At 58.8% G+C, this 19,375-nt stretch carries 15 protein-coding genes and 2 pseudogenes; 9 read left to right on the top strand and 8 right to left on the bottom strand.

From position 1 onward, the window contains the following. Position 1: 1 nt before the first annotated feature. A complete protein-coding gene (locus BLQ55_RS14985) occupies positions 2-1,024 on the bottom strand; it encodes a glycoside hydrolase family 3 N-terminal domain-containing protein (protein WP_092254795.1) in 1,023 nt (340 codons plus the stop codon). 2 nt (positions 1,025-1,026) lie between these two features. Beyond that, entirely contained in the window at positions 1,027-2,061 is a 1,035-nt protein-coding gene (locus tag BLQ55_RS14980) for a glycoside hydrolase family 3 N-terminal domain-containing protein (protein ID WP_092254792.1), read from the bottom strand. Between the two features lie 70 nt (positions 2,062-2,131). Here BLQ55_RS14980 and BLQ55_RS31570 point away from each other — a divergent pair, with 70 nt between their 5' ends. Then, the gene (locus BLQ55_RS31570) at positions 2,132-2,422 is read left to right on the top strand and encodes a hypothetical protein (RefSeq protein WP_143011737.1); all 291 of its coding nucleotides are present in this window, start codon (positions 2,132-2,134) and stop codon (positions 2,420-2,422) included. 307 nt (positions 2,423-2,729) lie between these two features. Beyond that, positions 2,730-3,596: a helix-turn-helix domain-containing protein gene (locus tag BLQ55_RS14975; RefSeq protein ID WP_092254790.1), complete on the top strand. Its 867-nt coding sequence runs from the start codon at positions 2,730-2,732 to the stop codon at positions 3,594-3,596. A gap of 27 nt (positions 3,597-3,623) precedes the next feature. Here the strand turns inward: BLQ55_RS14975 and BLQ55_RS14970 are convergent, their stop codons facing one another. Continuing rightward, positions 3,624-3,845 carry a twin-arginine translocase TatA/TatE family subunit gene (locus BLQ55_RS14970; protein WP_092254870.1) on the bottom strand — a complete coding sequence of 74 codons (222 nt, stop codon included), beginning with the start codon at positions 3,843-3,845 and terminating at the stop codon, positions 3,624-3,626. A gap of 49 nt (positions 3,846-3,894) precedes the next feature. Next, positions 3,895-5,100 (bottom strand): thiamine pyrophosphate-dependent enzyme, encoded by a 1,206-nt coding sequence (locus BLQ55_RS14965; protein WP_092254787.1) that lies wholly within the window; start codon positions 5,098-5,100, stop codon positions 3,895-3,897. 592 nt (positions 5,101-5,692) lie between these two features. Here BLQ55_RS14965 and BLQ55_RS14960 point away from each other — a divergent pair. The 4 genes from BLQ55_RS14960 to BLQ55_RS14945 all read left to right on the top strand — a co-directional run bounded on the left by BLQ55_RS14960 (position 5,693) and on the right by BLQ55_RS14945 (position 9,906). Continuing rightward, complete coding sequence (locus BLQ55_RS14960; RefSeq protein WP_092254784.1) at positions 5,693-6,856, top strand: ABC transporter substrate-binding protein; 1,164 nt, start codon at positions 5,693-5,695, stop codon at positions 6,854-6,856. A gap of 206 nt (positions 6,857-7,062) precedes the next feature. Then, on the top strand, positions 7,063-7,998 hold the full coding sequence (locus BLQ55_RS14955) for an ABC transporter permease (RefSeq protein ID WP_092254781.1): 936 nt from the start codon (positions 7,063-7,065) through the stop codon (positions 7,996-7,998). Between the two features lie 31 nt (positions 7,999-8,029). Next, complete coding sequence (locus tag BLQ55_RS14950; RefSeq protein ID WP_092254778.1) at positions 8,030-8,821, top strand: ABC transporter permease; 792 nt, start codon at positions 8,030-8,032, stop codon at positions 8,819-8,821. 5 nt (positions 8,822-8,826) lie between these two features. After that, on the top strand, positions 8,827-9,906 hold the full coding sequence (locus BLQ55_RS14945; RefSeq protein WP_092254775.1) for an ABC transporter ATP-binding protein: 1,080 nt from the start codon (positions 8,827-8,829) through the stop codon (positions 9,904-9,906). Between the two features lie 139 nt (positions 9,907-10,045). On the opposite strand, the pseudogene BLQ55_RS32870 reads toward BLQ55_RS14945, so the two are convergent. The 3 genes and pseudogenes from BLQ55_RS32870 to hisD all read right to left on the bottom strand — a co-directional run. Further along, positions 10,046-10,588: pseudogene (locus BLQ55_RS32870) on the bottom strand (methyl-accepting chemotaxis protein); the annotation flags it as partial. A 315-nt stretch (positions 10,589-10,903) separates the two neighbouring features. Next, positions 10,904-11,863: pseudogene (locus BLQ55_RS32865) on the bottom strand (HAMP domain-containing protein); the annotation flags it as partial. Positions 11,864-12,335: 472 nt separating this feature from the next. Beyond that, positions 12,336-13,619 carry a histidinol dehydrogenase gene (gene hisD, locus BLQ55_RS14935; RefSeq protein ID WP_092254769.1) on the bottom strand — a complete coding sequence of 428 codons (1,284 nt, stop codon included), beginning with the start codon at positions 13,617-13,619 and terminating at the stop codon, positions 12,336-12,338. A gap of 396 nt (positions 13,620-14,015) precedes the next feature. Here hisD and BLQ55_RS14930 point away from each other — a divergent pair, with 396 nt between their 5' ends. Genes BLQ55_RS14930 through BLQ55_RS14920 form a run of 3 tightly spaced genes read left to right on the top strand, consistent with a single transcriptional unit; the run spans position 14,016 to position 18,153 of the window. Then, the gene (locus tag BLQ55_RS14930) at positions 14,016-14,741 is read left to right on the top strand and encodes a ThuA domain-containing protein (RefSeq protein WP_092254767.1); all 726 of its coding nucleotides are present in this window, start codon (positions 14,016-14,018) and stop codon (positions 14,739-14,741) included. Next, on the top strand, positions 14,738-16,525 hold the full coding sequence (locus BLQ55_RS14925) for a thiamine pyrophosphate-binding protein (RefSeq protein WP_092254764.1): 1,788 nt from the start codon (positions 14,738-14,740) through the stop codon (positions 16,523-16,525). The genes BLQ55_RS14930 and BLQ55_RS14925 overlap by 4 nt, the downstream gene beginning before the upstream one ends. Positions 16,526-16,542: 17 nt before the next feature. After that, entirely contained in the window at positions 16,543-18,153 is a 1,611-nt protein-coding gene (locus tag BLQ55_RS14920) for a GMC oxidoreductase (protein ID WP_092254761.1), read from the top strand. Positions 18,154-18,224: 71 nt separating this feature from the next. Here BLQ55_RS14920 and BLQ55_RS14915 read toward each other — a convergent pair whose 3' ends face one another. Next, complete coding sequence (locus BLQ55_RS14915) at positions 18,225-19,325, bottom strand: LacI family DNA-binding transcriptional regulator (RefSeq protein ID WP_092254758.1); 1,101 nt, start codon at positions 19,323-19,325, stop codon at positions 18,225-18,227. Positions 19,326-19,375: the final 50 nt, after the last annotated feature.

Below are 19,375 nucleotides of genomic sequence, written 5' to 3'. Positions count from 1 at the left end.
GTTACGAACTAAAACTTGCCAGGCGATTGGCCAATGCTGAGACGGCCAGCGCAGCGGCATCCAGGCGTTCCTGCGCCAGGGTGCCCGCAGCTACGGCCTCTACAATCGCGCAAACGATCTGCGGAATCTCGGGCACCGCCTTCGCGGAGAGCAATAACAGATCCGCCCCGGCATTCAGCGCCGCCACCGTCACCTCGCCGAGGGATGAGTGGCCGATCGTGGAGCGATGGTCCAGATCGATGGTCATGACCAACCCGTTGAACCCCAACTCATGTCGCAGCAGGCCGATCAACCCAGGCGAAACGGAGGCCGCAGCGGGTGGTTCGCAGGCCGTGAAAATGGCCGGCCCCATCATCACCGCGTCCGCGCCTGCGTTCACCCCGGCTTGAAACGCAGGCCAGTAGCCGCGTAGCTGCTCCAGCGACTCGGTCACCACCGCCTCCTCGATCGACGGTTGGCACAGCAACACGGGATGCCCGGGAAAGTGCTTCAGGGTGCTGGCCATCCCGGCACGCCGCACTCCGCGCACATAGGCGCCCACCATGGCGGCGGCCCGGCCCACGTCATCGGAGAGCGTCCGCCCCTGGAGCCACACATTGGTGCCACCCAGCACATCGGCGGTCGGCGACAGCAGCAAATTCACGCCGGCATTTCGGACCGCCGTTGCAACGTGGAAACACGCCTCTTCAAGCTCGGCCACATCCATGGCCCTGGCCCGCTCGGGCTCGGGAAGCGCAGGCGCGATACCCTGCAGACGGTGAACGGCAGAAATATCAGCATCTGCCGCCAGCAGCAGCGGCCCACCCAACTCGATTGCCGCAGCGGTAAACCCCTGCCATTTTTCCAGCGTCTCCGAGGCCAGGCGGCTTGCGCTCATTTTACCGCTGACATATTCCTGCGCGGTCTCGCCAAACAGCAGGCTGCGCCCGCCGCTGCCCAGGAATCTGCGCACGTTGTCATTCATTTCCAGATCGAGCAGAACCGGAAACAGGACGCTGTAGGCCTTGCTTTCAATCGAGCTCATGGTCAACTCCGCGTTGAGTTGCAGGGGGCGTTATGGGCTGCAGCCAGTTCACGCACCTTCAAGGCCGCGTCTAGCAGGACCTGGCGATCGAGCACTCCGTCGTGGACAGCCGCCACAATGGCTTCAGCAATGGCATCAAGGCCCGACTCACTGGAAACGAGTAACAGGTGCGCGCCGGCCGCCAGCGAAGCGACAGCGGTGTTCGTGATCGAGTTGTCCCTGAGGATGGACACCGCATCCAGGTCATCTGAAATGATCAAGCCATCGAATCCCAGGGTGTCACGCAAAACTCCGATGACCTTGGATGAGGTCGATGCAGAATGATCAGGGTCTATCGCCGGAAAAACGGCAGGCCCTGGCATCACCGCCAGCACACCGGTCGCGATGACATCCTTGAATATATCAAGGTTGTCTTGAAGCAACGCCAGTGGCCCGGGCACGGTGGCTTCAGCAATTGCCGGATCAGCCTCGGTGACGTAGTGACCGGGAAAGTGCTTGGCGGTAGCGATGACACCCGCGCGCTGCACCCCGCGGATAAAGGCGCGGGACACCCGGCTCACTTCAACGGGGTCGGCGCCCAGATGTCGGTTGTGCAGCCAAGGGTTGGCGCCGGTGACGACATCGACGATCGGCGCCAGGAACAGATTGACGCCCAGACCGCGCGCCACGCAGGCCATCTCAAAGCAGCGCTGCTCGATGTCCTGTGTGCCCAGCTCCTTGAGCTGTTCCTTGGATGCGACTGCCGGGACCAATTGGTGGAGGCGTTCGATACCGCCGAGCTCCTGATCCACTGCGATCAGCACCGGCGCACCGGCCAATGTCGTCGCTTCTCGAGCGATATTGACAAAATCAGCCTGGGACTCGGTGCTCTTTCGCATCGGGCTCATGTCTCGGCCGACATACTCTTCCCGGGTTTCACCCAGCAAGATAGACACGCCGCCTCGGCTCAGATAACGCCGAACATTGTCGTCCAGGCTCAAATCGCCGAACGCGGGAAGCAGTACCGAATATGCAGCTCTATGCAGTTCGCTGGACATCGCTTTTCCTCAACACCGTTATTCTGAGCACAAAGCCCTACTTCATTGACGCGTGGCGAGGTGCCCACGCATGAAACCGATCAAAGTCGAGCACGCTCGATACAGCTCAAAGACTCCAATGGTTGGTACTCATCGGACACCGCCAGGGATCAGCAATGGCAAATGCACCGAGGCGAGTATCGGTGGCGAGGTTTTTTTTCTCCATTTCGCAACACAGCGAAACCTGACGCAGACCGAAGCACTCCCCAAACAGTTCGCCGGAAAGTATCAACTTGGCGAAGCTCATTATCGTCACGCGCAAACTTCGACCTCGGTGTTACTTCGCAGAAATCAATGTGTTACTGCCTGGGGCCGAGAGTAACTTGGGCGTTTCCCGTCCAGTTAACCAAGGTCTGCAGAAGCGATGTGTTTTCAAGAGCGACAATGACTGTCGAGCAAGCCCCGATACCGCTTACAATCTGACGCAACCAGCAGTGGTTAATACGGATAACTGAACGCCCATGTAACGGCATGAAACATGCTTGAGCCTTCCAAGGATATTCAAGTGATTGAGTTTAAGCAGGTTATTTCAGGGTTATCCCATAACCACTGATAACCGCTATAACCATCATCTCATCCGAACTGATCAGATCGAGACCACGATGCCCAGCCGAGGAGACACGCCCCCCATGTCTTTAACTGCCGCCACCTCGCACCCCGAGCGACAGCAGGTTCGTAGCGACTTACAGGCAAACGTGCAAAAAAATCTCAGCACATTGGTGGAGTCCTGCCGGTCGGTCGCGGACATGTGTCGCAAGGTCGATGTCAATCGCCAGCAGTTCAACAAGTATCTGGTGGGCCAGCACATACCTTCCCAAAAGATTCTTCAGAAGATCAGCCGTTACTTCATGATGGAAGCCGAAGATCTTTTCCGGCCACCTGCGGAGTTCAAGAAACTCTACGAGGGGTATGAAAACGAATTGCCGACGGCCTTGCGTGCCTCGGCGCAATTCAATCATTTCCTGCCATTGGCAAAACAGTCCGCCGACTTGCTTGAAGACTATCTGGGCGTCTATTACCGCTACCACAACTCTTCGATCTACAAGGGAAGAATCCTGCGTTCAGTCACTTGCCTGTATCGCGCCGACTCCATGGTCCAGTACGTCACGGTAGAACGCTTCCCCTTGCTCGATGGCAGCGGAAAGATCGGCTACTCGTTCACATATCACGGTTTTTGCCTGCTTCTCGGCGACCGCCTGTTCCTGGTGGACTTCGAAGGCAAGCAGCGTAATGAGATGACGTTTTCCATTCTGACACCGCAGCATCGCCGACCGATCCGCTTCCTGTTCGGCCTGGTCACCGGGGTGGCGTCATCCTCATTCCGCCAACCCTTCTCCACTCGCATGGCACTGGGGCTCGTGGACAAAGGCAAGATTCGCAAGCACCACTTGCGCAATGCAACCGTCGTGCTGCCCAGCGATCAGTCGCTGCCGCTGGAAGTGCGCGAATACATGACCGGTGACAACGCTACCATCGTGTGGGGCGGCCAGGACTGAGGCGGCGGGACAATCACCTCGTCAATTTCAGACCTGACGAGGCTGCCCATCGACGGTTCTGCGTGCATCCGCAGCATCAGCCTGATGCAGGGGGGCTGGCGCGGGCTCTTCATCGTCATTCATGGCTTTGCGAAACCCCTTGATTGATTCGCCAACATCGGCCCCCAGGTTCTTCAGTTTTTTAGTGCCGAAGACCAGCACAACCACCACCAAAATGACGACCCAGTGCTTCCAGTCCAAAATACCCATCGCGTGATCCCTCTCCAGAAGATTTGATGTGAGGCCGTCCTGCAACAGGTCAGCCATGGTTCCCGCATGCGTCGTTATTCGCACGTGAATCCCGTGCAATCATCACCTCCACCAACGACGGTCCTTTGCTATTGAGCGCCTTGATAAACGTCGAATCGAGTTGCGAGGCGTGCTCCACTCGCCAGGCATCAAGGCCAAAATTCCTGGCAATACCGGCGAAGTCGGGCGAATAGGGTTTGCCGTCCGGCAGGTTGAACTCACCGGTACGGTGCTGCTCGAGCGCAGGAGTTTGCACGTGACTCACTGATACCTGGCTACTGTTGTTGAGCACCAGGAATACCACGGGAATGCTGTGCATCACGCACACGGCCATTTCCTGCATCGACTGCAAGAAATCCCCCCCGCCCACGGTGCACACCACTTGGCGCGCCGGCATGGCGAGCTTCGCGCCAATGGCCGCGGGCACCGCCCAGCCCTGTGCGCCGGCATTGGCGGCGCACAGGCGGATGCCCGGATGGTAGAGGGGAAACACCTGGCGGGCGATGGCCCGAAGGGACCCGGCACCGACCACCAGGATGGCTTCCTTTTCCAGGATCGAGCGCAATGCAGCCAAAGACCTGTGGGCCGTCAAGGGCAGGACGCCACTGGCGCTGTCGTCAACCCTGCTCGCCGCTGGTCCCTGACGCAAAGCGACTGTTTTCAGCCGTGAACCTGCTCGTGGCACGTCGCCGCTGGGGCGCAAAGTGGCCGGTGCCAGGCTGACATCAATGGAGACATTCTGGACGGCCGCCGGAATATCCAGACTGGTCGGACCGACGCGTCCGCTGAACATCGTATCGAAGGACTGACGCAGGGCCTGCGGCAGTTGTTCAATCTGCGAGACGCGCCGGTATTCTTTCATGACGCCACCGGCGGTAGCTGCCAGCCGGTCATCGTCCCACTCGGCGTCGTCTGCACTGATAAGCAACATGGCAGATGATTGCGCCGCCGCATCCGCGATTGCACCCAGCGCTTTGGAAATGCCCAGCGGGCCAGCAAGCAAAACAGCCATAGGCCGGCCGCAGGCGCGAAAATAACCGTCAGCCAGATGAACGCCGCTTTGCTCCAGCATAATTTGGATGAAAGGAATATCCGTGCCGGCTGTCAGCAGCGCTTCTACCAGGGACCATGAGCCGTCACCCGGTATGCCGGCCACATAGTCGACACCGTTCGCTTTCAGCGCTTTCGCAACAATCTGCCCACCCGTGAGTTTCACAAGACACTCCAATCAATCAAGCGCAGGCGTGAAGGGCGAATGCACCTCCGCCCTTTTCAGGATCGCCACGGGAGTATTCGCCCACACCTGGCACCGCTCAATTTCGCACCGAGGGCAAAAGAGACGCACGTTGACGCAGATGCCCCGCATCCCTCGCCAGCTCAAGAAGCACGAGTGTCATGGCGCGTCAGCTGCGCCGATCAGGTCACTTCGATGCGTCATAGTGCGTCGCTTTTATAGATGCTGCGAAATTGAGTGCCCTCCCTGCCAGGCCAATACTCGATCCATGAAAACAACAAGCCGAGCCTATCAAGCGCTGGGCGCGCCGCTTCGAGTCTTTACCTGCAACTGCAGTAAAGCGGCGCAGCCCAGCCAAGGAAGAGTCAATCGGACCAGTGGAGACCCGGTGCGCGATGTTCTCAACGCGCATTCCAGCACCGCCAACCTCCCCAGCTCATGGAAACAATGCTGGCCATAACACTGCCGATCAACCTGACTGCAAACAAGACGTTCTGCCCGGAAAACCAGCCGGGCCAGAGCCACTGCAAGTCGCCAATCGTTTTCACAAAAACCACCTAGGCAGGAACTCGAAATGAAAAAAGACACAGAGACGGGTTATGGACTCACCGGCATCGATTTGGATTCGATCAGCCTGAAGCGCCGCACATTTTTGCTAGGGGCTGCCGCCTCCGCCGCAGGGTTGTACATAGGCTCCTTCATGCCCGGCGCATTTGCCGCCGCTGCGGGTGGGCACCTGGAGATCCTTGGCTGGGAAGGTGAAACCGGTGACGCCGAACTGGCCGAATGGCGCAAGCAGCGTGGCATTACCGTCCGTTCCAGCTATGCCAGCAACCAGGACGACATTACGGCCCGCTTGGCCGGCTCCGATCCCGTGCAGCTTGACTTGACCATGTACGCGTTGGGCTACGAGACCATCTATCAGGAAATGGGGTTGCTCAAGGAGATCGACACCTCGAGGATCCCCAACTACTCGGCGGAAAATACCGTCCCGTTGTTCTACAAAGGCAGCCGCTGGTACTGGGATGGCAAGCAATGGGGCGTGCCCCTGCTGTGGGGCATGAACACCATCATCTACAACCCGAAAGCGGTCAAGAAACCGACTGAATACAAGGACCTGCTGGACCCGAAATTGAAGGGCAAGCTGACCTTCGTCGATGACGGGACATCGAACTGGTCGCTCATCGCGATCATTGCCGGCTACGGCGACAAATTCCCCAACCTGACGCGCGCCGAGTTCGACGACGCCTTCGAGAAACTCAAGCCGTACCGTGATCAATGCCGGGTTTTTGCCGCCTCTTCGGGAGACGCGGTTTCTCTGCTGGTATCAGGCGAAGTGGATGCGGTGTTCTCAGCGTCAGCCAACACGCCGAGCGAGACCAAAAAGCGTGGTGTGGAAAGCGCTTTGTCGGTCCCCAAAGAAGGCGCGGCCCTTTGGTGCGATGCGCTGTTCATCCCGAAAACGGCCAAGGATGTACCGCTGGCACTGGAGTTCATCAACAAGACGCTCGAAGCGCAAACCCAGGCCAAAATGGCGACCACCATGTTCTCCGGCGTGGTCAACACCAAAGCCGTGCCACTGCTTCCGACAGACCTTCGAAACACCTTTGACTACGCGAATCTGGACAGCTTTTTCGAGAAATCGAAACTCTACGGCCAACCACCCCTGAGCTCCGATAAGTATGTGACGTATGCCGAATGGATCGATCAGTGGGCGAATTTCAAAGGCTCGTTCTAGGGCTGGGATCAATTCGTCCTCCTCAAAGACCTGCTTGAACGGACGCTTACCCGAAGTGCGTGTTTGCGAACACGCTCTTCCCAGTTCGATGGCGCTTCGTGGCCTGTCGGCACCGTTCGCAAGAGGTTCAGAAGAGCACTCGTCTAGCGTGTATGCGCTCGCCAGGACGCTCTTGTTATCGAAAAAAAAGCAAAGGCACACTCATCATGAACGTAGTCAACAACAGCGAGCCCATCCTCCTCGATGCCAGGGATTCGAAGGCGGGTAAGCCGGTAAAAATCGACAAGAAAATCCTGGCTGGATATCTGCTCGCCTCACCCCCGATGTGCTTCCTGGTGGTGTTCTTCCTGATTCCATCGGCGCTGCTGCTCGTCGCGAGTTTCTGGACCGCCAAGCCCTTCAGCATGGAGCCCGCCGCAACGCTGGCCAACTATGCGAAAGCCCTCCGTGCCAGCGGGTTCTACGATTCGTTGTGGATCGCCCTGCAAAACGGTTTTTGGACAGCGGTGCTGTCAACGGTCATCAGTGCCCCGGTCGCCTATTACATTGTTTATCGGACGCGCTCCAACGCCGTGCTGTACCTGGCCCTGATCTCGTGGTTCTCCAGCTATCTGGTGCGGGTCTACGCATGGCGCTCGATCCTGGGCACCAACGGCGTGATCAATTCCACGCTGTTGCACCTCGGACTGATCGATACCCCCCTGGACTGGCTGGTGTTCAGCAAGTTTTCGGTGGTGTTGACCCTGGTCCATATCATGCTGCCCTTCACCCTTCTGCTGCTGGTATCGGGCCTGCGCGATATCAAGAAGGACTACCTGGAAGCCGCCGCGGACCTGGGCGCCGGCGGCGCGACTATCTTGTGGCGAGTGATCATGCCCATGGCGCACAAGAGCATCGTCAGTTCGTTCATGTTCACCTTCGTCCTCGCGGCCAGTGATTACGTCACCCCCCAGATGCTGGGCGGCAGGGACGCCATGACCACCGGCCTGGTGATCGCCAACCAGTTCCGCTCGGTCGGCAACTGGCCGCTGGGAGCGGCGATGGCGTACCTGCTGCTGGTGGTCTTCATGTTGGTGTATGGGCTGCTGCTGGGCGTGTTGCGAGCCGTCAACCTGGCGCCGGGCAAACGCTACCACGACTGAACACCGCCAATAAAAATGCAAGGTGACCGCCATGATCAGACTATTCACTTACGTTTACATGCTTTTCCTCTACGCGCCCATCGCGATTATCGCGTTGTTCAGCTTTCATTCATCAGCCTCGTTGTCGTTCCCGTTCGAAGGCTTCTCCACCCAATGGTATGAGGCGCTATTCAGCAGTTCGGACTTCATGACCGCCTTGACCAATAGCGCGATCGTCGCCGCGGGTTCGGCCATGCTCACCACGCTGCTGGGCACGTTCTCGGCACTGGCGTTGATGCGCATGAAAGGTCGGGTCAAAACCGCCTTTGCCTTCATGAACTTCGCCCCAATCGCCCTTCCCGGTTTGTTCCTGGGAATCGCGCTGGTGATTTTCTTCTCGTTGATCGGCTTGCCCCGCTCGCTGCTGACCGTCGTGATCGGCCATACGCTGTTCACTTTCCCGTTCTTCGTCGAGTCCGTGCGTTCACGCCTGGAGTACTTCGATCTGTCGTTCGAGGAAGCGGCGCGAGACCTGGGCGCCAGCCCCCTCAAGGCGTTCTGGCTGGTGACGCTGCCCATCATCGGGCCGACCATTGCGGGCGCCGCGATCCTCGCGGTCGCGCTTTCGATGGACGAATTCCTGATCACCGTGTTCGTCACCGGCAGCGATACCACGCTGCCACTCATGATTCTTTCGATGATGCGCCGCGCCGTCAGCCCCACCATCAATGCCGCCTCGGTATTCATGCTGGTCGTGACCATCGCCATCATCGTCACCGCCGGCCTGGTCATGACCCTGCGCCGTCGTCGTCTCGAACTTGAACGTGCTGAAACTGCAGAGTAACCGCCATGACCAATAGCATTGAACTGACCGGAATCTCCAAGAGCTACGGCAACCTGACCGCCCTCGGCAAAGTCGACCTGACCGTAAAACGCAACGAAATCCTCACCTTGTTAGGCCCCAGCGGCTGCGGCAAGACCACACTGATGCGCATCATCGCGGGCTTCGAAGAACCCACCACCGGCAAAGTCGTGATAGATGGCAAGGACTCCACGTCCCTGGCGCCTGAGCATCGCCCCGTCAACATGGTGTTCCAGAAGTACGCGCTGTTTCCTCACCTTGATGTTTTCGACAACGTGGCTTTCGGGCTGCGCCTGAAGAAAAAACCCAAGGATGAGATCAAGCGTGAAGTGACCAAGGCACTCGAACTGGTTCAACTGGAAGGTTTCAAGAATCGCTGGATCTCCGAGCTCAGTGGCGGCCAGGCACAACGCGTCGCGCTGGCCCGGGCATTGGTGAACCGTCCCGCCGTGTTGCTGCTCGACGAGCCGTTGGCGGCACTGGACTTGAAGATTCGCCACCACATGCTTAACGAGATCAAGCGAATCCACGAGGAGACATCGACCACCTTCGTGTATGTGACCCACGACCAGGACGAGGCGATGATCCTGTCCGACCGTGTCGTGCTGCTGAACAAAGGCGGCATCGAGCAGATCGGTGGGCCACAAGAGATGTATTGGTCGCCACGCACATTGTTCGCCGCGAAATTTTTCGGTGACACCAACATCGTCGCCGGCACCTACGGGTTGGGCGACACCCACAGCGGCTATGTCGATCTACCCTTCGGTCGCTACGCGCACACGGCCAGCAACAGCCTGGGTGCCGGGCCGGTCAACGTGTCGATCCGTCCTGAAACCATCGGCCTTGAAGCCGCTCAAGGCGCTCCGTTGGCCGACGGAGCATTCGCCGGAAAAGTCAAAGACACATCGTTCATCGGTAACCGCGTGATTTACCGCGTGGCGGTTGCCGGCGGCACCCTCGACCTCAAGTGCCAGCAACTGCCCACCCCAGGCAGCCATGCCCTGCCACCCGGAGCCGAGGTCGCGCTCACCTGCAAACCAGACAGCTTCGTGGTGATTCCAGCCTGACGGGCGATGGTGCAAAAAAGCGACCCTTGCCATTCTGAGCACCGGGTTCGACCGTAACGTCAACGCTGGATCGTGCGCTTTTGAGCAAGCGCATGATCCGGCGTTTTTTTGATCAGTAATCGCAGCGCCTTCAGTTTCTCTAGACCTTGAAGTTGTTCATCAGCCTCTGTTGCTGGTTCGCAAGATCGTTCAAGGCGTGGCTGATCCGGGCCGATCGATCCGCTTGCCCCACCAACTCACCCGTTACATCCCTGATGGCCGAAACGTTACGGTTCACCTCTTCGGACACTGCGCTCTGCTCTTCGGCCGCACTGGCAATTTGCAGGTTCATGCCCGTCATGATCTCAATGCTTTGGCTGACATTGGCCAACGCGTCGACAGCCTCCAGGGCTTGCTCGGCACTGGCATTGGCCTGGCGATGCTGGCTCTGCATGGCGTTCACCACTTCGCGTGTGCCGCCCTGTAGGCTCTCGATGACACCCTGGATTTCACTCACAGAGTCCTGGGTGCGCTGGGCCAGATGGCGAACCTCATCGGCCACCACGGCAAAGCCTCGCCCGGTCTCTCCAGCCCTTGCCGCCTCGATCGCGGCATTCAGCGCCAACAGATTGGTTTGCTGGGCAATGGTGCGGATCACATCAAGCACACTGCCAATTTCCTCACTGCTGTCGGCGAGTTGGCGGACCCCGTTCATGGCGCCGCTCATGTGCGCAGCCAGCGACTGGATGGAATGCGCAGCGGTCTCGATGGTGCTTTTGCAAGAGCGCACAGCGGCATCGCCATTTCGCGCGGCGGTTGCCGCCATGGACGCACTTCGCGCCACCTCTTGGGAGGTCGCGCTCATTTCATGAGCGGCCGTCGCGACTTGCTCGACTTCCAGCAGTTGCTGCTGCATACCGCTGCTGGTCCGGGTGGCAATCGAAGACGCCTGGTCGGCGGTGGAACGCGTGTCCAAGACGCTCTGGCTGACTTGGGCAATGATGGGCTGCAGCTTATCGAGGAAGCGATTGAACCCACCCACCAGCACGCCCATTTCATCGCGGCGCTCGGCGCTCAGTCGCTGGGTCAGATCACCCTCACCGTTGGCGATATTTTCCAGCATCGCGGACACCCGGCGGATGGGCCGGGTGACACTCACCGCCAACCACCCCATCAGCAATATCCCCGCCACGGTGACGCCGAACCCGGTGGCCACTTGCACCATCACCGACGTCCGATTCGATTGCTCCAGCACTTGCTGCAACGCCGCAACCGAGGCCATCAATGTGGCGCGCGGCACTTCGATGACGGTCATCCAATGGCTCGAATTGGGGATGGGTGAAAATGGCACGACAAGCATGACGCGAGTGTCACCTGCCCTATCGATTGCCAGGACTTTGCCCGACTTCGCCCCCTCGAACATATCCGCCGCCTGTTGCGGAAAAATATCCTTGATGGTTTTCCCCAACGAGGCGGGATCGCCGCTCCGGCCCATGACAGCACCGCCAGCGCTGACAAAGGTCAATTGCCCTTGCCCCTCGAAGAGCGATGCACTGGCTTTTTGCGCAATGTTTTGCAAGCTGCTCAACGGCAAATCGATACTGACCACGCCGATGAATTTTCCACCGTCCATCAACGGTATCGCGATGCTGGAAGTCAGGGTGGGTACATCGTTCAGCAAGAACGAATACGGCTCGATCAGGCAAGCCTTACGGGTTTTCTTCGGACAGTTCCACCATTCTTTTGCGGGATCACCGTCATCCTGCATTTCCTTTTCTTCGAGAATGAAGTTTTGCATCGAAGACACGTACACTCCGAAGCGGCCAACGGCATTGCCGGAGAAGTCGGCACCGTTGATAGCGCTCGCGTCGGCACCGTCCAGTGCATTGGGCTCGAATGAGACGCCTACCCCGAGTATCTCCGGGGTAGTCGCGACCTGGGCGCGAATCAGCCGGTACAGATCGCCACGCAGTTGCATCGGCGCCAAGCCGTTTTGACGGGCCTGGCGGCGCATCATGACAATCTGGGTCGCCATGGAACGGGTGAACATCATGCTGCTACGAAACCGCTGCTCGATACCACTGGCCTGCAAAGCCCCCGTCGCCTCCAGGTACCGCATGGACGCCAGAGACAACGACTCAGTGCTGGACTCACTGACCATGGTCGAGGTATCGCGCATCTGATGGATCGAAAACCCCACCAGACAGAGCACCATCGCAAACAGACACCCACCGGCGGCCAGCGTAATTCTCGTTTTGATCGATAAGCTACCCATCGCACCCCTCCTCTGATTCAAGCCTGGAACAAGCGTTTTTCCACGGCTCAAAAAAAAGCTCCCCGAATGGGGAGCCTGAAAACACTTGGAAAGACAGTAAGCGTGACCAGCAGCACCGAGAAACGACCCTTTCCTCGCTGCCCCCTCGCCAAGTGCAACAATTGACTGGCCGCCTTCAGGCGGATTTCTTGTAACGACGAATGCGGATATCGGCCTGTTCCTTGTGCCCGGCGAAGCCTTCCATACCGCACAAGCGCGAGCAGTACTCACCGACCAGCACCGAGGCTTCATCCGTCAGGACACGTTGATAAGTGCAGGTCTTAATGAACTTGCCCACCCACAGTCCGCCGGTGTAGCGCGCAGTGCCGGTGGTAGGCAGCGTGTGGTTGGTGCCGATCACCTTGTCGCCATAGGAGACGTTGGTCCGCTCTCCGAGGAACAGCGCGCCGTAGTTGGTCATGTGTTCAAGGAAATAGAGCGGGTCGCGGGTCATGACTTGCACGTGTTCGGAAGCAATCCGATCGGCCTCCTGGACCATCTCGTCCACGGTGTCGCAGAGAATGATTTCGCCATAGTCACGCCAGGCGACCGAGGCGACTGGGGCGGTGGGCAAAATGGCTAACTGACGCTCGATTTCCGCCGGCAGGGTTTCTGCCAATTCCGGGCTGTTGGTCAAGAATACGGCTGGGGAGTTGACGCCATGTTCAGCCTGGCCGAGCAAGTCGGCGGCAATGATTTCCACGTCGCTGCTGTCATCGGCAATCACCAGGGTTTCGGTCGGGCCGGCGATCAAGTCGATACCGATCTTACCGAACAGTTGACGCTTGGCTTCTGCCACAAACGCATTGCCTGGCCCGACGATCATGTCGACCGGCTTGAAGGTGTCGGTTCCCAGTGCAAACGCAGCGATCGCTTGTACACCACCAACGCAATAAATCTCATCCGCACCCGCCAGGTACATGGCCGTCACGATGGCCGGATGCGGCTTGCCGTCAAACGGCGGCGCCGCGGCGACCACGCGTTTCACCCCCGCCACCTTGGCGGTCAGCACGCTCATGTGCGCCGACGCCAGTAGCGGGTATTTCCCACCGGGGATGTAGCAGGCCACGGAGTTCACCGGAATATTGCGATGGCCCAGGATCACGCCCGGCAGGGTTTCGACTTCCACATCATGCATCGAGGCTTTTTGCACTTCGGCAAAGCGGCGGACTTGCGCCTGGGCAAAGGTAATGTCACCGATTTCCTGCTCCGACAGACTTGCCACACACGCGGCGATTTCTTCATCGCTCAGACGGAAAGAGACCGGATCCCACTTATCGAACTGCTTCGAGTATTCCCGAACGGCGACGTCCCCGTTCTTGGCGACATTGGCAATGATCTGCTCGACCGTATGGCGGACTTGGGCAGCGATCTCGGCTTGAGCTTCGACAGGCTTACTTTTTTTCAGATAACGAATCATCAATTTGCTCCAGGTAGTTCTTGATGCACGCGGCATGCACTCGCACTGACGTCCATCTTTTCCTACCCCCCTGCCCCGGGCAATTTCGCAGCCTACCGATTGATGACGCGATCTGACGCAGGACAGACGCAATGCTGAAGCACTCGTGCAAGCGCTGACCGCTCTGGCACGACCAAAGCGTTATTCGTATAACCTCCTTTCATAAAAAGCTCCCTGACTGAAATCCCTCTCAAGCTTTGCCGAATCGACGTTAACCGCCTCAGCTGTAAGCAATCATTAGGCTTCACCATTAAAAAATCGATCCAGGCATTGACACCTCGGTTTTGAGTGATAGCTTAAATAAGCGGTTATACGTATAACTTAATAATCACACCCAACCTAAAGAGGTGATCAACCGTGAGTCGAGTCTTGTATCTGTACGGTGGCTGGCCCGGCCATTTCCCCTACGAAATCGCGGCATGGGCACGGACCGTTTTCCAGGAGCTGGATTTCGACGTTGAAGAGTCGACCGACATCTTCACATTGGACAGGGACTTGACCGGTTACGACCTGATCGTGATCGGCTGGAACAATGCGGTCACCACGGAAACGCTGACCGCTTCACAGGAGAACCGCCTGCTCGAAGCGATCGAAAGCGGCACCGGGCTGGTGGGTTGGCACGGCGCCGGCGCGGCATTTCGCGCCAGCCTCAAGTACCACTGGGTACTGGGCGGCTCGTTTCTTGAGCACCCGATGGGCGAAGGGTTTCCCCATCCTTACCAGGTCAACATCATTGATCGCACCCATGAGGTCACGCAGGGCGTCGAGGATTTCGAGGTTCGGTCCGAGCAGTACTACATGCAGGTTGACCCGAACATTCATGTGCTGGCCGAAACCACGTTCGACGGCAACCCATTCCCCTGGATCAAGGGCAATCGCAGCCCGGTCGCCTGGGTTCGTCAGTGGGGCGAAGGCCGAGTGTTCTATCACTCGATCGGACACGACACCAGCAACCTGGCCGACCCGAACATCCGCCGCCTGACTAAACAGGGCCTGAACTGGGCAACCCGTGGGCGCACGGCAAACACCGGTAAATCCACCGTATCCACCGCACTTTCATCAACCCAAGGAGTCCTGTCATGACTAAATTGACCGGCAGCCAGATCGTGGCCCAAACCCTGAAAAACTACGGCGTCGAATATGTCGCTGGCATCCCCGGCCACGGGATCTGGACACTCACCGACGCTTTCCTCGAAGAAGACTCGAAACTCAAATTCATCCAGGTCTTCCACGAACAGAGTGCGGTTCATCTCGCGGATGGTTACTACCGGGTGTCTGGCAAGCCGATGGCCGCCGTCACTTCCATCGGTGCCGGCGCCGCCAACACCGTGATCGGCATGGCCACGGCCTTCACCGACTCCACTAGCCTGATGCTGATCACCGGCGGGCCACCCACGCACATGCGCGGCCATGGCTTGTTGCAAGAGCTGGAACGCTACACCGACAACGACTTCCCCAAAATCGCTGAGGCTGTCACCAAGCGCCACTGGGTCGCCACCCGCGTCGAAGAGCTGCCCTTCATGATGCACCGTGCCTGGAGCGCGATGGTCACTGGTCGCCCGGGTCCGGTTCATCTTGAAATACCGATGGACGTTCAGGCCGAAGCGGCTGACGTGACCCTGCACACCCTGGAAGAACGCACCCCCATCGGCAAGTGTTTCCCGGACCCGGCGGCTACGGCCCGCGCGGTTGAGGAATTGAAAGCGTGCAAACGCCCGGTGCTGGTGATCGGCGGCGGCGTCATCACGGGGGAGGCAAGCGCCGAAGTGCTTGCCCTGGCCGAAGCCTGGAAAATACCCGTGGTCACGACCTGGAACGGTAAAAGCGGCTTCCCGGAGGATCATCCGCTGTTCGCCGGCAGCGTCGGTCAAACCGGCACGATGTGCGGCAACAAAGTGGCCTCCACCGCCGATGTCATTATCGCTGTGGGTTGCCGCTTTACCGACTGGTCGTCCTCCAGCTATGCCAAGGGTGTGACCTTTGCAATTCCGCCATCGAAGTTGATCCACATCGACATCGACCCGCACGAGATCGGCAAGAATTACCCGGTGACCGTGGGCATTTGTGCCGACGCCAAGTACGCGCTGGCCCATATCGTGGAAGGCTTGAAAGGCCAGACGGTGGATCGCCAGGCGTACATGAGCGACCTGCGCGGCTATCAAGAGGAATGGGAAACCAAACTGGCCGGCCGCCGTGACTCCGACCGTTTCCCGTTTACCTCTCAACGTCCGTTGGGCGCGCTGCGCAAGGTTTTCCCCCGTGACACCATCGTGGTGGTCGGGTCCGGCAACACTCAAGGGGCAGTCAAACAGACCTTTCCTGTCTATACCCCGCGCACCCACCTGACCTCTGGCGGATTCTCTTCCATGGGTTGGGCCGTCCCGGCGGCTATCGGGGCCAAGCTGGCGGCGCCGAACCAACCGGTTATATGCATCCTGGGCGACGGCGATTTCCTGATGACCTCCCAGGAAATTGCGATCTGCGTGACCAACAACATCCCTGTTGTGTTCATGATCCAGAACAACGCCGGGTACATGTCGATCCGTGGTGGCCAGCGCAAGCAAACCAGCCGCCATATCGGCACCGAGTTCAACCATCCGGACGGCACGCCCTACAGCCCGGATTTCAAAGCCGTCGGCGAAGCCTTCGGCCTGAAATCCTATCGTGTGGAGCGCCCTGAGGATCTCGAGCCGACCCTTCAGGAAGCCCTGGACCTGAACGTGCCGGTGCTGATCGAAATCCCGACCGATCGCGACGCCGCAGGCCCTTGGGTCCCAGGCTGGTGGGACTTCCCGATTCCTGAGTACATCACCGACGAACGTCAGGACGAGTACTGGCAAATCCGGAACTCCGAACAACACCTGTAAAACCTGGAGCGGCTTAAATGAGTGATGCATTGATTTCGCATCATGCAAAGCTGAATCCACAACCGGGGGCGCCGCGCCATCAGCGCGCCCTCGACGTGGTGACACCTGATGCAGATGGCAATATCAACTGTGACGTAGTGATCATTGGCTCGGGCATGGGCGGTTCGACCTTTGCCCATGCCCTGCGCGATAGCGGGCTGGACATCGTTATCGTCGAACGGGGAGATTTCCTGCCCCGTGAAATACAGAACTGGAGCGCCGAATCGGTGTTCGCCGAAGGCCGCTATCGCAATGCCGAGCAGTGGCTGGATAAATCCAACCAACCCTTTTCCCCCGGGGTCTTTTATTACGTCGGTGGCAACACCAAATTCTATGGCGCCATGCTGCCCCGGTTCCGTGAAGAGGATTTTGCCGAAATTCAGCATGCCGAAGGCGTGTCCCCGGCATGGCCCCTCCGTTACGCCGACCTGGAACCCTGGTACGCCGAAGCCGAAAAACTCTATCGGGTTCACGGCTCGGCGGGCTCGGATCCCAGCGACCCCTGGCGCTCGGCCCCTTTTCCCCAGCCTGCGCTCAAACATGACCCGGCGCTGGTGCCACTGGAGCAGAGCATGCGCCGTTCAGGGCTCAAGCCGTTCGTGATGCCTGCGGCCGTGGATTATGGCGACGGCGGTGATTGTGTATTGTGTTCGACCTGCGATGGATATCCTTGCCTCGTGGACGCCAAGGCCGATGCTGAAGTCAGCGCCTTGAGGCCGGCCCTGCGCAGCCCGAACATCAAGTTGTTGACCCGTACCCTGATCAAACAACTGAGAACAGGCGCGGACGGTCGGACGGTAACGGAGGCCCATGGGCTCAGCGGTGGCCGCGACGTGACACTTCGTGCGAAACGATTCGTCCTGGCGTGCGGAGCGGTGAACACCGCCGCCCTGTTGCTCAAATCAGCGAACGAGCATCACCCTGAGGGCTTGGGCAATAGCTCGGGGCAAGTGGGTCGCAACTACATGGTGCATAACAGCACGTTCATGCTCGCAGTAGACCCGCGGCGCAAAAACAAGGTGACCTTTCAAAAGACCCTTGCCCTCAACGACTGGTACCGCGCCAGTCCGCAAAATCCGTATCCGCTTGGCAATGTGCAGATGCTGGGGAAGATCCGCGAGCCGATGATCAGCGCCATGCGCCCATGGCTTCCAAAATTCGCCTCACGCTACATCACGGACCATAGCGTCGACTTGTACCTGACCTCGGAAGATCTACCGACACAGAACAACCGGGTCATCTACGACAAGCAACGTGATGCGATCAAAGTGCTCTGGACGCCGAACAACCTCAAAGCCCATGAAGGCCTGGTCAGCAAAACCAGTAAAGTCATGCGTCAGGCAGGTTATCCGTTGATTCTCAGGGCACGCATGGGCATCGCCACCAACTCGCACCAATGCGGTACCGCCGTCATGGGCAAGGATCCCGCCTCAAGCGTGCTGGATGTGAACTGCAAGCTGCACGACCTGGATAACGTCTGGGTGGTCGACAGCTCATTCTTTCCGTCTTCGGCGGCGGTCAATCCGGCGCTGACCATCGCCGCCAACGCCCTGCGGGTTGCAGCACATTTCAAGCGCCTGCCGAGTTGAGCGGCAAGCCAACCTGAAAAAAAGCCGCGGTGTGTTTCCACACCGCGGCCTTGTCACAACGTCACAACGGCTCAAGCATCGGTCGGCTGCAAATGTTGCGTCGAAGTCCGCACAATGAGTTTTGTGGGAAAAATTTTCCGTTCCGGTTCGAGTCGCGAGCCTGCCGGAGCATTCAGCTGCTCTGTCAACATCCGTGCTGCATACAGACCCTTTTCCACCATCGGCTGGCCAATGGTGGTCAAGCCAAGCTGAACAGCCTCGGGAATATCATCGAAGCCGATCACGGAAAGCGTTTGCGGGACTTTACGACTAAGCGCATGTGCGGTTTTCATGCAAGCGATGGCCATGACGTCCGAGCAAGCCACGACCGCCGTGACATCGTTGGAGGTCAACAGCGTAAACGCTGCCGCTTGCCCGGACGTGGAATCCAGCCCGCCGGCTTCGATGATGCTCAGGTCCTCAAATGCCAGGCCGGCCGCGCTCGCCGCTTCCACATATCCGGTCAGACGTTCCCTGACAATGCGCTCGCTGGCACTCTTGAAGCGTTGCTGGTCAATCGGCCCGCGGTAGCCATCAGGATTGAGCCGGTCGATGATGATGCCAATCTTGCGATGCCCCAGTTCCAACAGGTGCTGCATCTGAGTCTGGGCGGCGCCTCGATCGTCGATCCCGACGAAGAAAGAATCTTCCACCAGGGGCGAATCGATCACTACGAACGGAATGTTCTGTTTCACCACAGCCAATACCGCCGGGTGATCGTCCGGCAGCGTCGAGATAATCAGACCATCCACCAGGCCGCGCAGGGCAAGGCTGCCATGATTCTCTGCCTGCCCGCGCCCGACGAGGCGATTGTTGTTAAGGGGAAACAGCGTCAATGCGACATTTTCCAACTCGCCGACTTCACTGATCCCCCGCAACAGGGCAATGGTGCACGGGTCGGCGAACGCCAGGGACAATTTGTCCATCATCATCAATCCGATCGCGCCGATCTTGCCCGAGCGCAAGCTTCGTCCCAGCACGTTGGGCCCTGGATAGCCTAGGGACGCCGCGACCTCGAGGATATGCTCGCGCTGCGCTTGCGACAGTTTGGAGGGACGATTGTAGGCGTAGGACACCGCAGGCTGAGACACCCCCGCCGCCAGTGCTACATCTTTCATTGAAACGGATGCCATCGTTTGCTTCCCAATTTTTTGAAAACCTCATGGGAGGTTATGAAAACATG

The sequence above is a fragment of the Pseudomonas sp. NFACC13-1 genome (assembly GCF_900104425.1).
GTDB classification, from domain to species: Bacteria; Pseudomonadota; Gammaproteobacteria; order Pseudomonadales; family Pseudomonadaceae; genus Aquipseudomonas; species Aquipseudomonas fluorescens_AA.
Note: the sequence above shows the minus strand (reverse complement) of the source record. Positions and strands in the feature narration are given on the sequence as shown.

Excerpts from the sequence above, each read along its gene's own strand:
- BLQ55_RS14985 (WP_092254795.1), bottom strand. The coding sequence starts at position 1,024 with ATGAGCTCGATTGAAAGCAAGGCCTACAGCGTCCTGTTTCCGGTTCTG.
- BLQ55_RS14980 (WP_092254792.1), bottom strand. The coding sequence starts at position 2,061 with ATGTCCAGCGAACTGCATAGAGCTGCATATTCGGTACTGCTTCCCGCG.
- BLQ55_RS31570 (WP_143011737.1), top strand. The coding sequence starts at position 2,132 with ATGAAACCGATCAAAGTCGAGCACGCTCGATACAGCTCAAAGACTCCA.
- BLQ55_RS14975 (WP_092254790.1), top strand. The coding sequence starts at position 2,730 with ATGTCTTTAACTGCCGCCACCTCGCACCCCGAGCGACAGCAGGTTCGT.
- BLQ55_RS14970 (WP_092254870.1), bottom strand. The coding sequence starts at position 3,845 with ATGGGTATTTTGGACTGGAAGCACTGGGTCGTCATTTTGGTGGTGGTT.
- BLQ55_RS14960 (WP_092254784.1), top strand. The coding sequence starts at position 5,693 with ATGAAAAAAGACACAGAGACGGGTTATGGACTCACCGGCATCGATTTG.
- BLQ55_RS14955 (WP_092254781.1), top strand. The coding sequence starts at position 7,063 with ATGAACGTAGTCAACAACAGCGAGCCCATCCTCCTCGATGCCAGGGAT.
- BLQ55_RS14950 (WP_092254778.1), top strand. The coding sequence starts at position 8,030 with ATGATCAGACTATTCACTTACGTTTACATGCTTTTCCTCTACGCGCCC.
- BLQ55_RS14945 (WP_092254775.1), top strand. The coding sequence starts at position 8,827 with ATGACCAATAGCATTGAACTGACCGGAATCTCCAAGAGCTACGGCAAC.
- hisD (WP_092254769.1), bottom strand. The coding sequence starts at position 13,619 with ATGATTCGTTATCTGAAAAAAAGTAAGCCTGTCGAAGCTCAAGCCGAG.
- BLQ55_RS14925 (WP_092254764.1), top strand. The coding sequence starts at position 14,738 with ATGACTAAATTGACCGGCAGCCAGATCGTGGCCCAAACCCTGAAAAAC.
- BLQ55_RS14920 (WP_092254761.1), top strand. The coding sequence starts at position 16,543 with ATGAGTGATGCATTGATTTCGCATCATGCAAAGCTGAATCCACAACCG.
- BLQ55_RS14915 (WP_092254758.1), bottom strand. The coding sequence starts at position 19,325 with ATGGCATCCGTTTCAATGAAAGATGTAGCACTGGCGGCGGGGGTGTCT.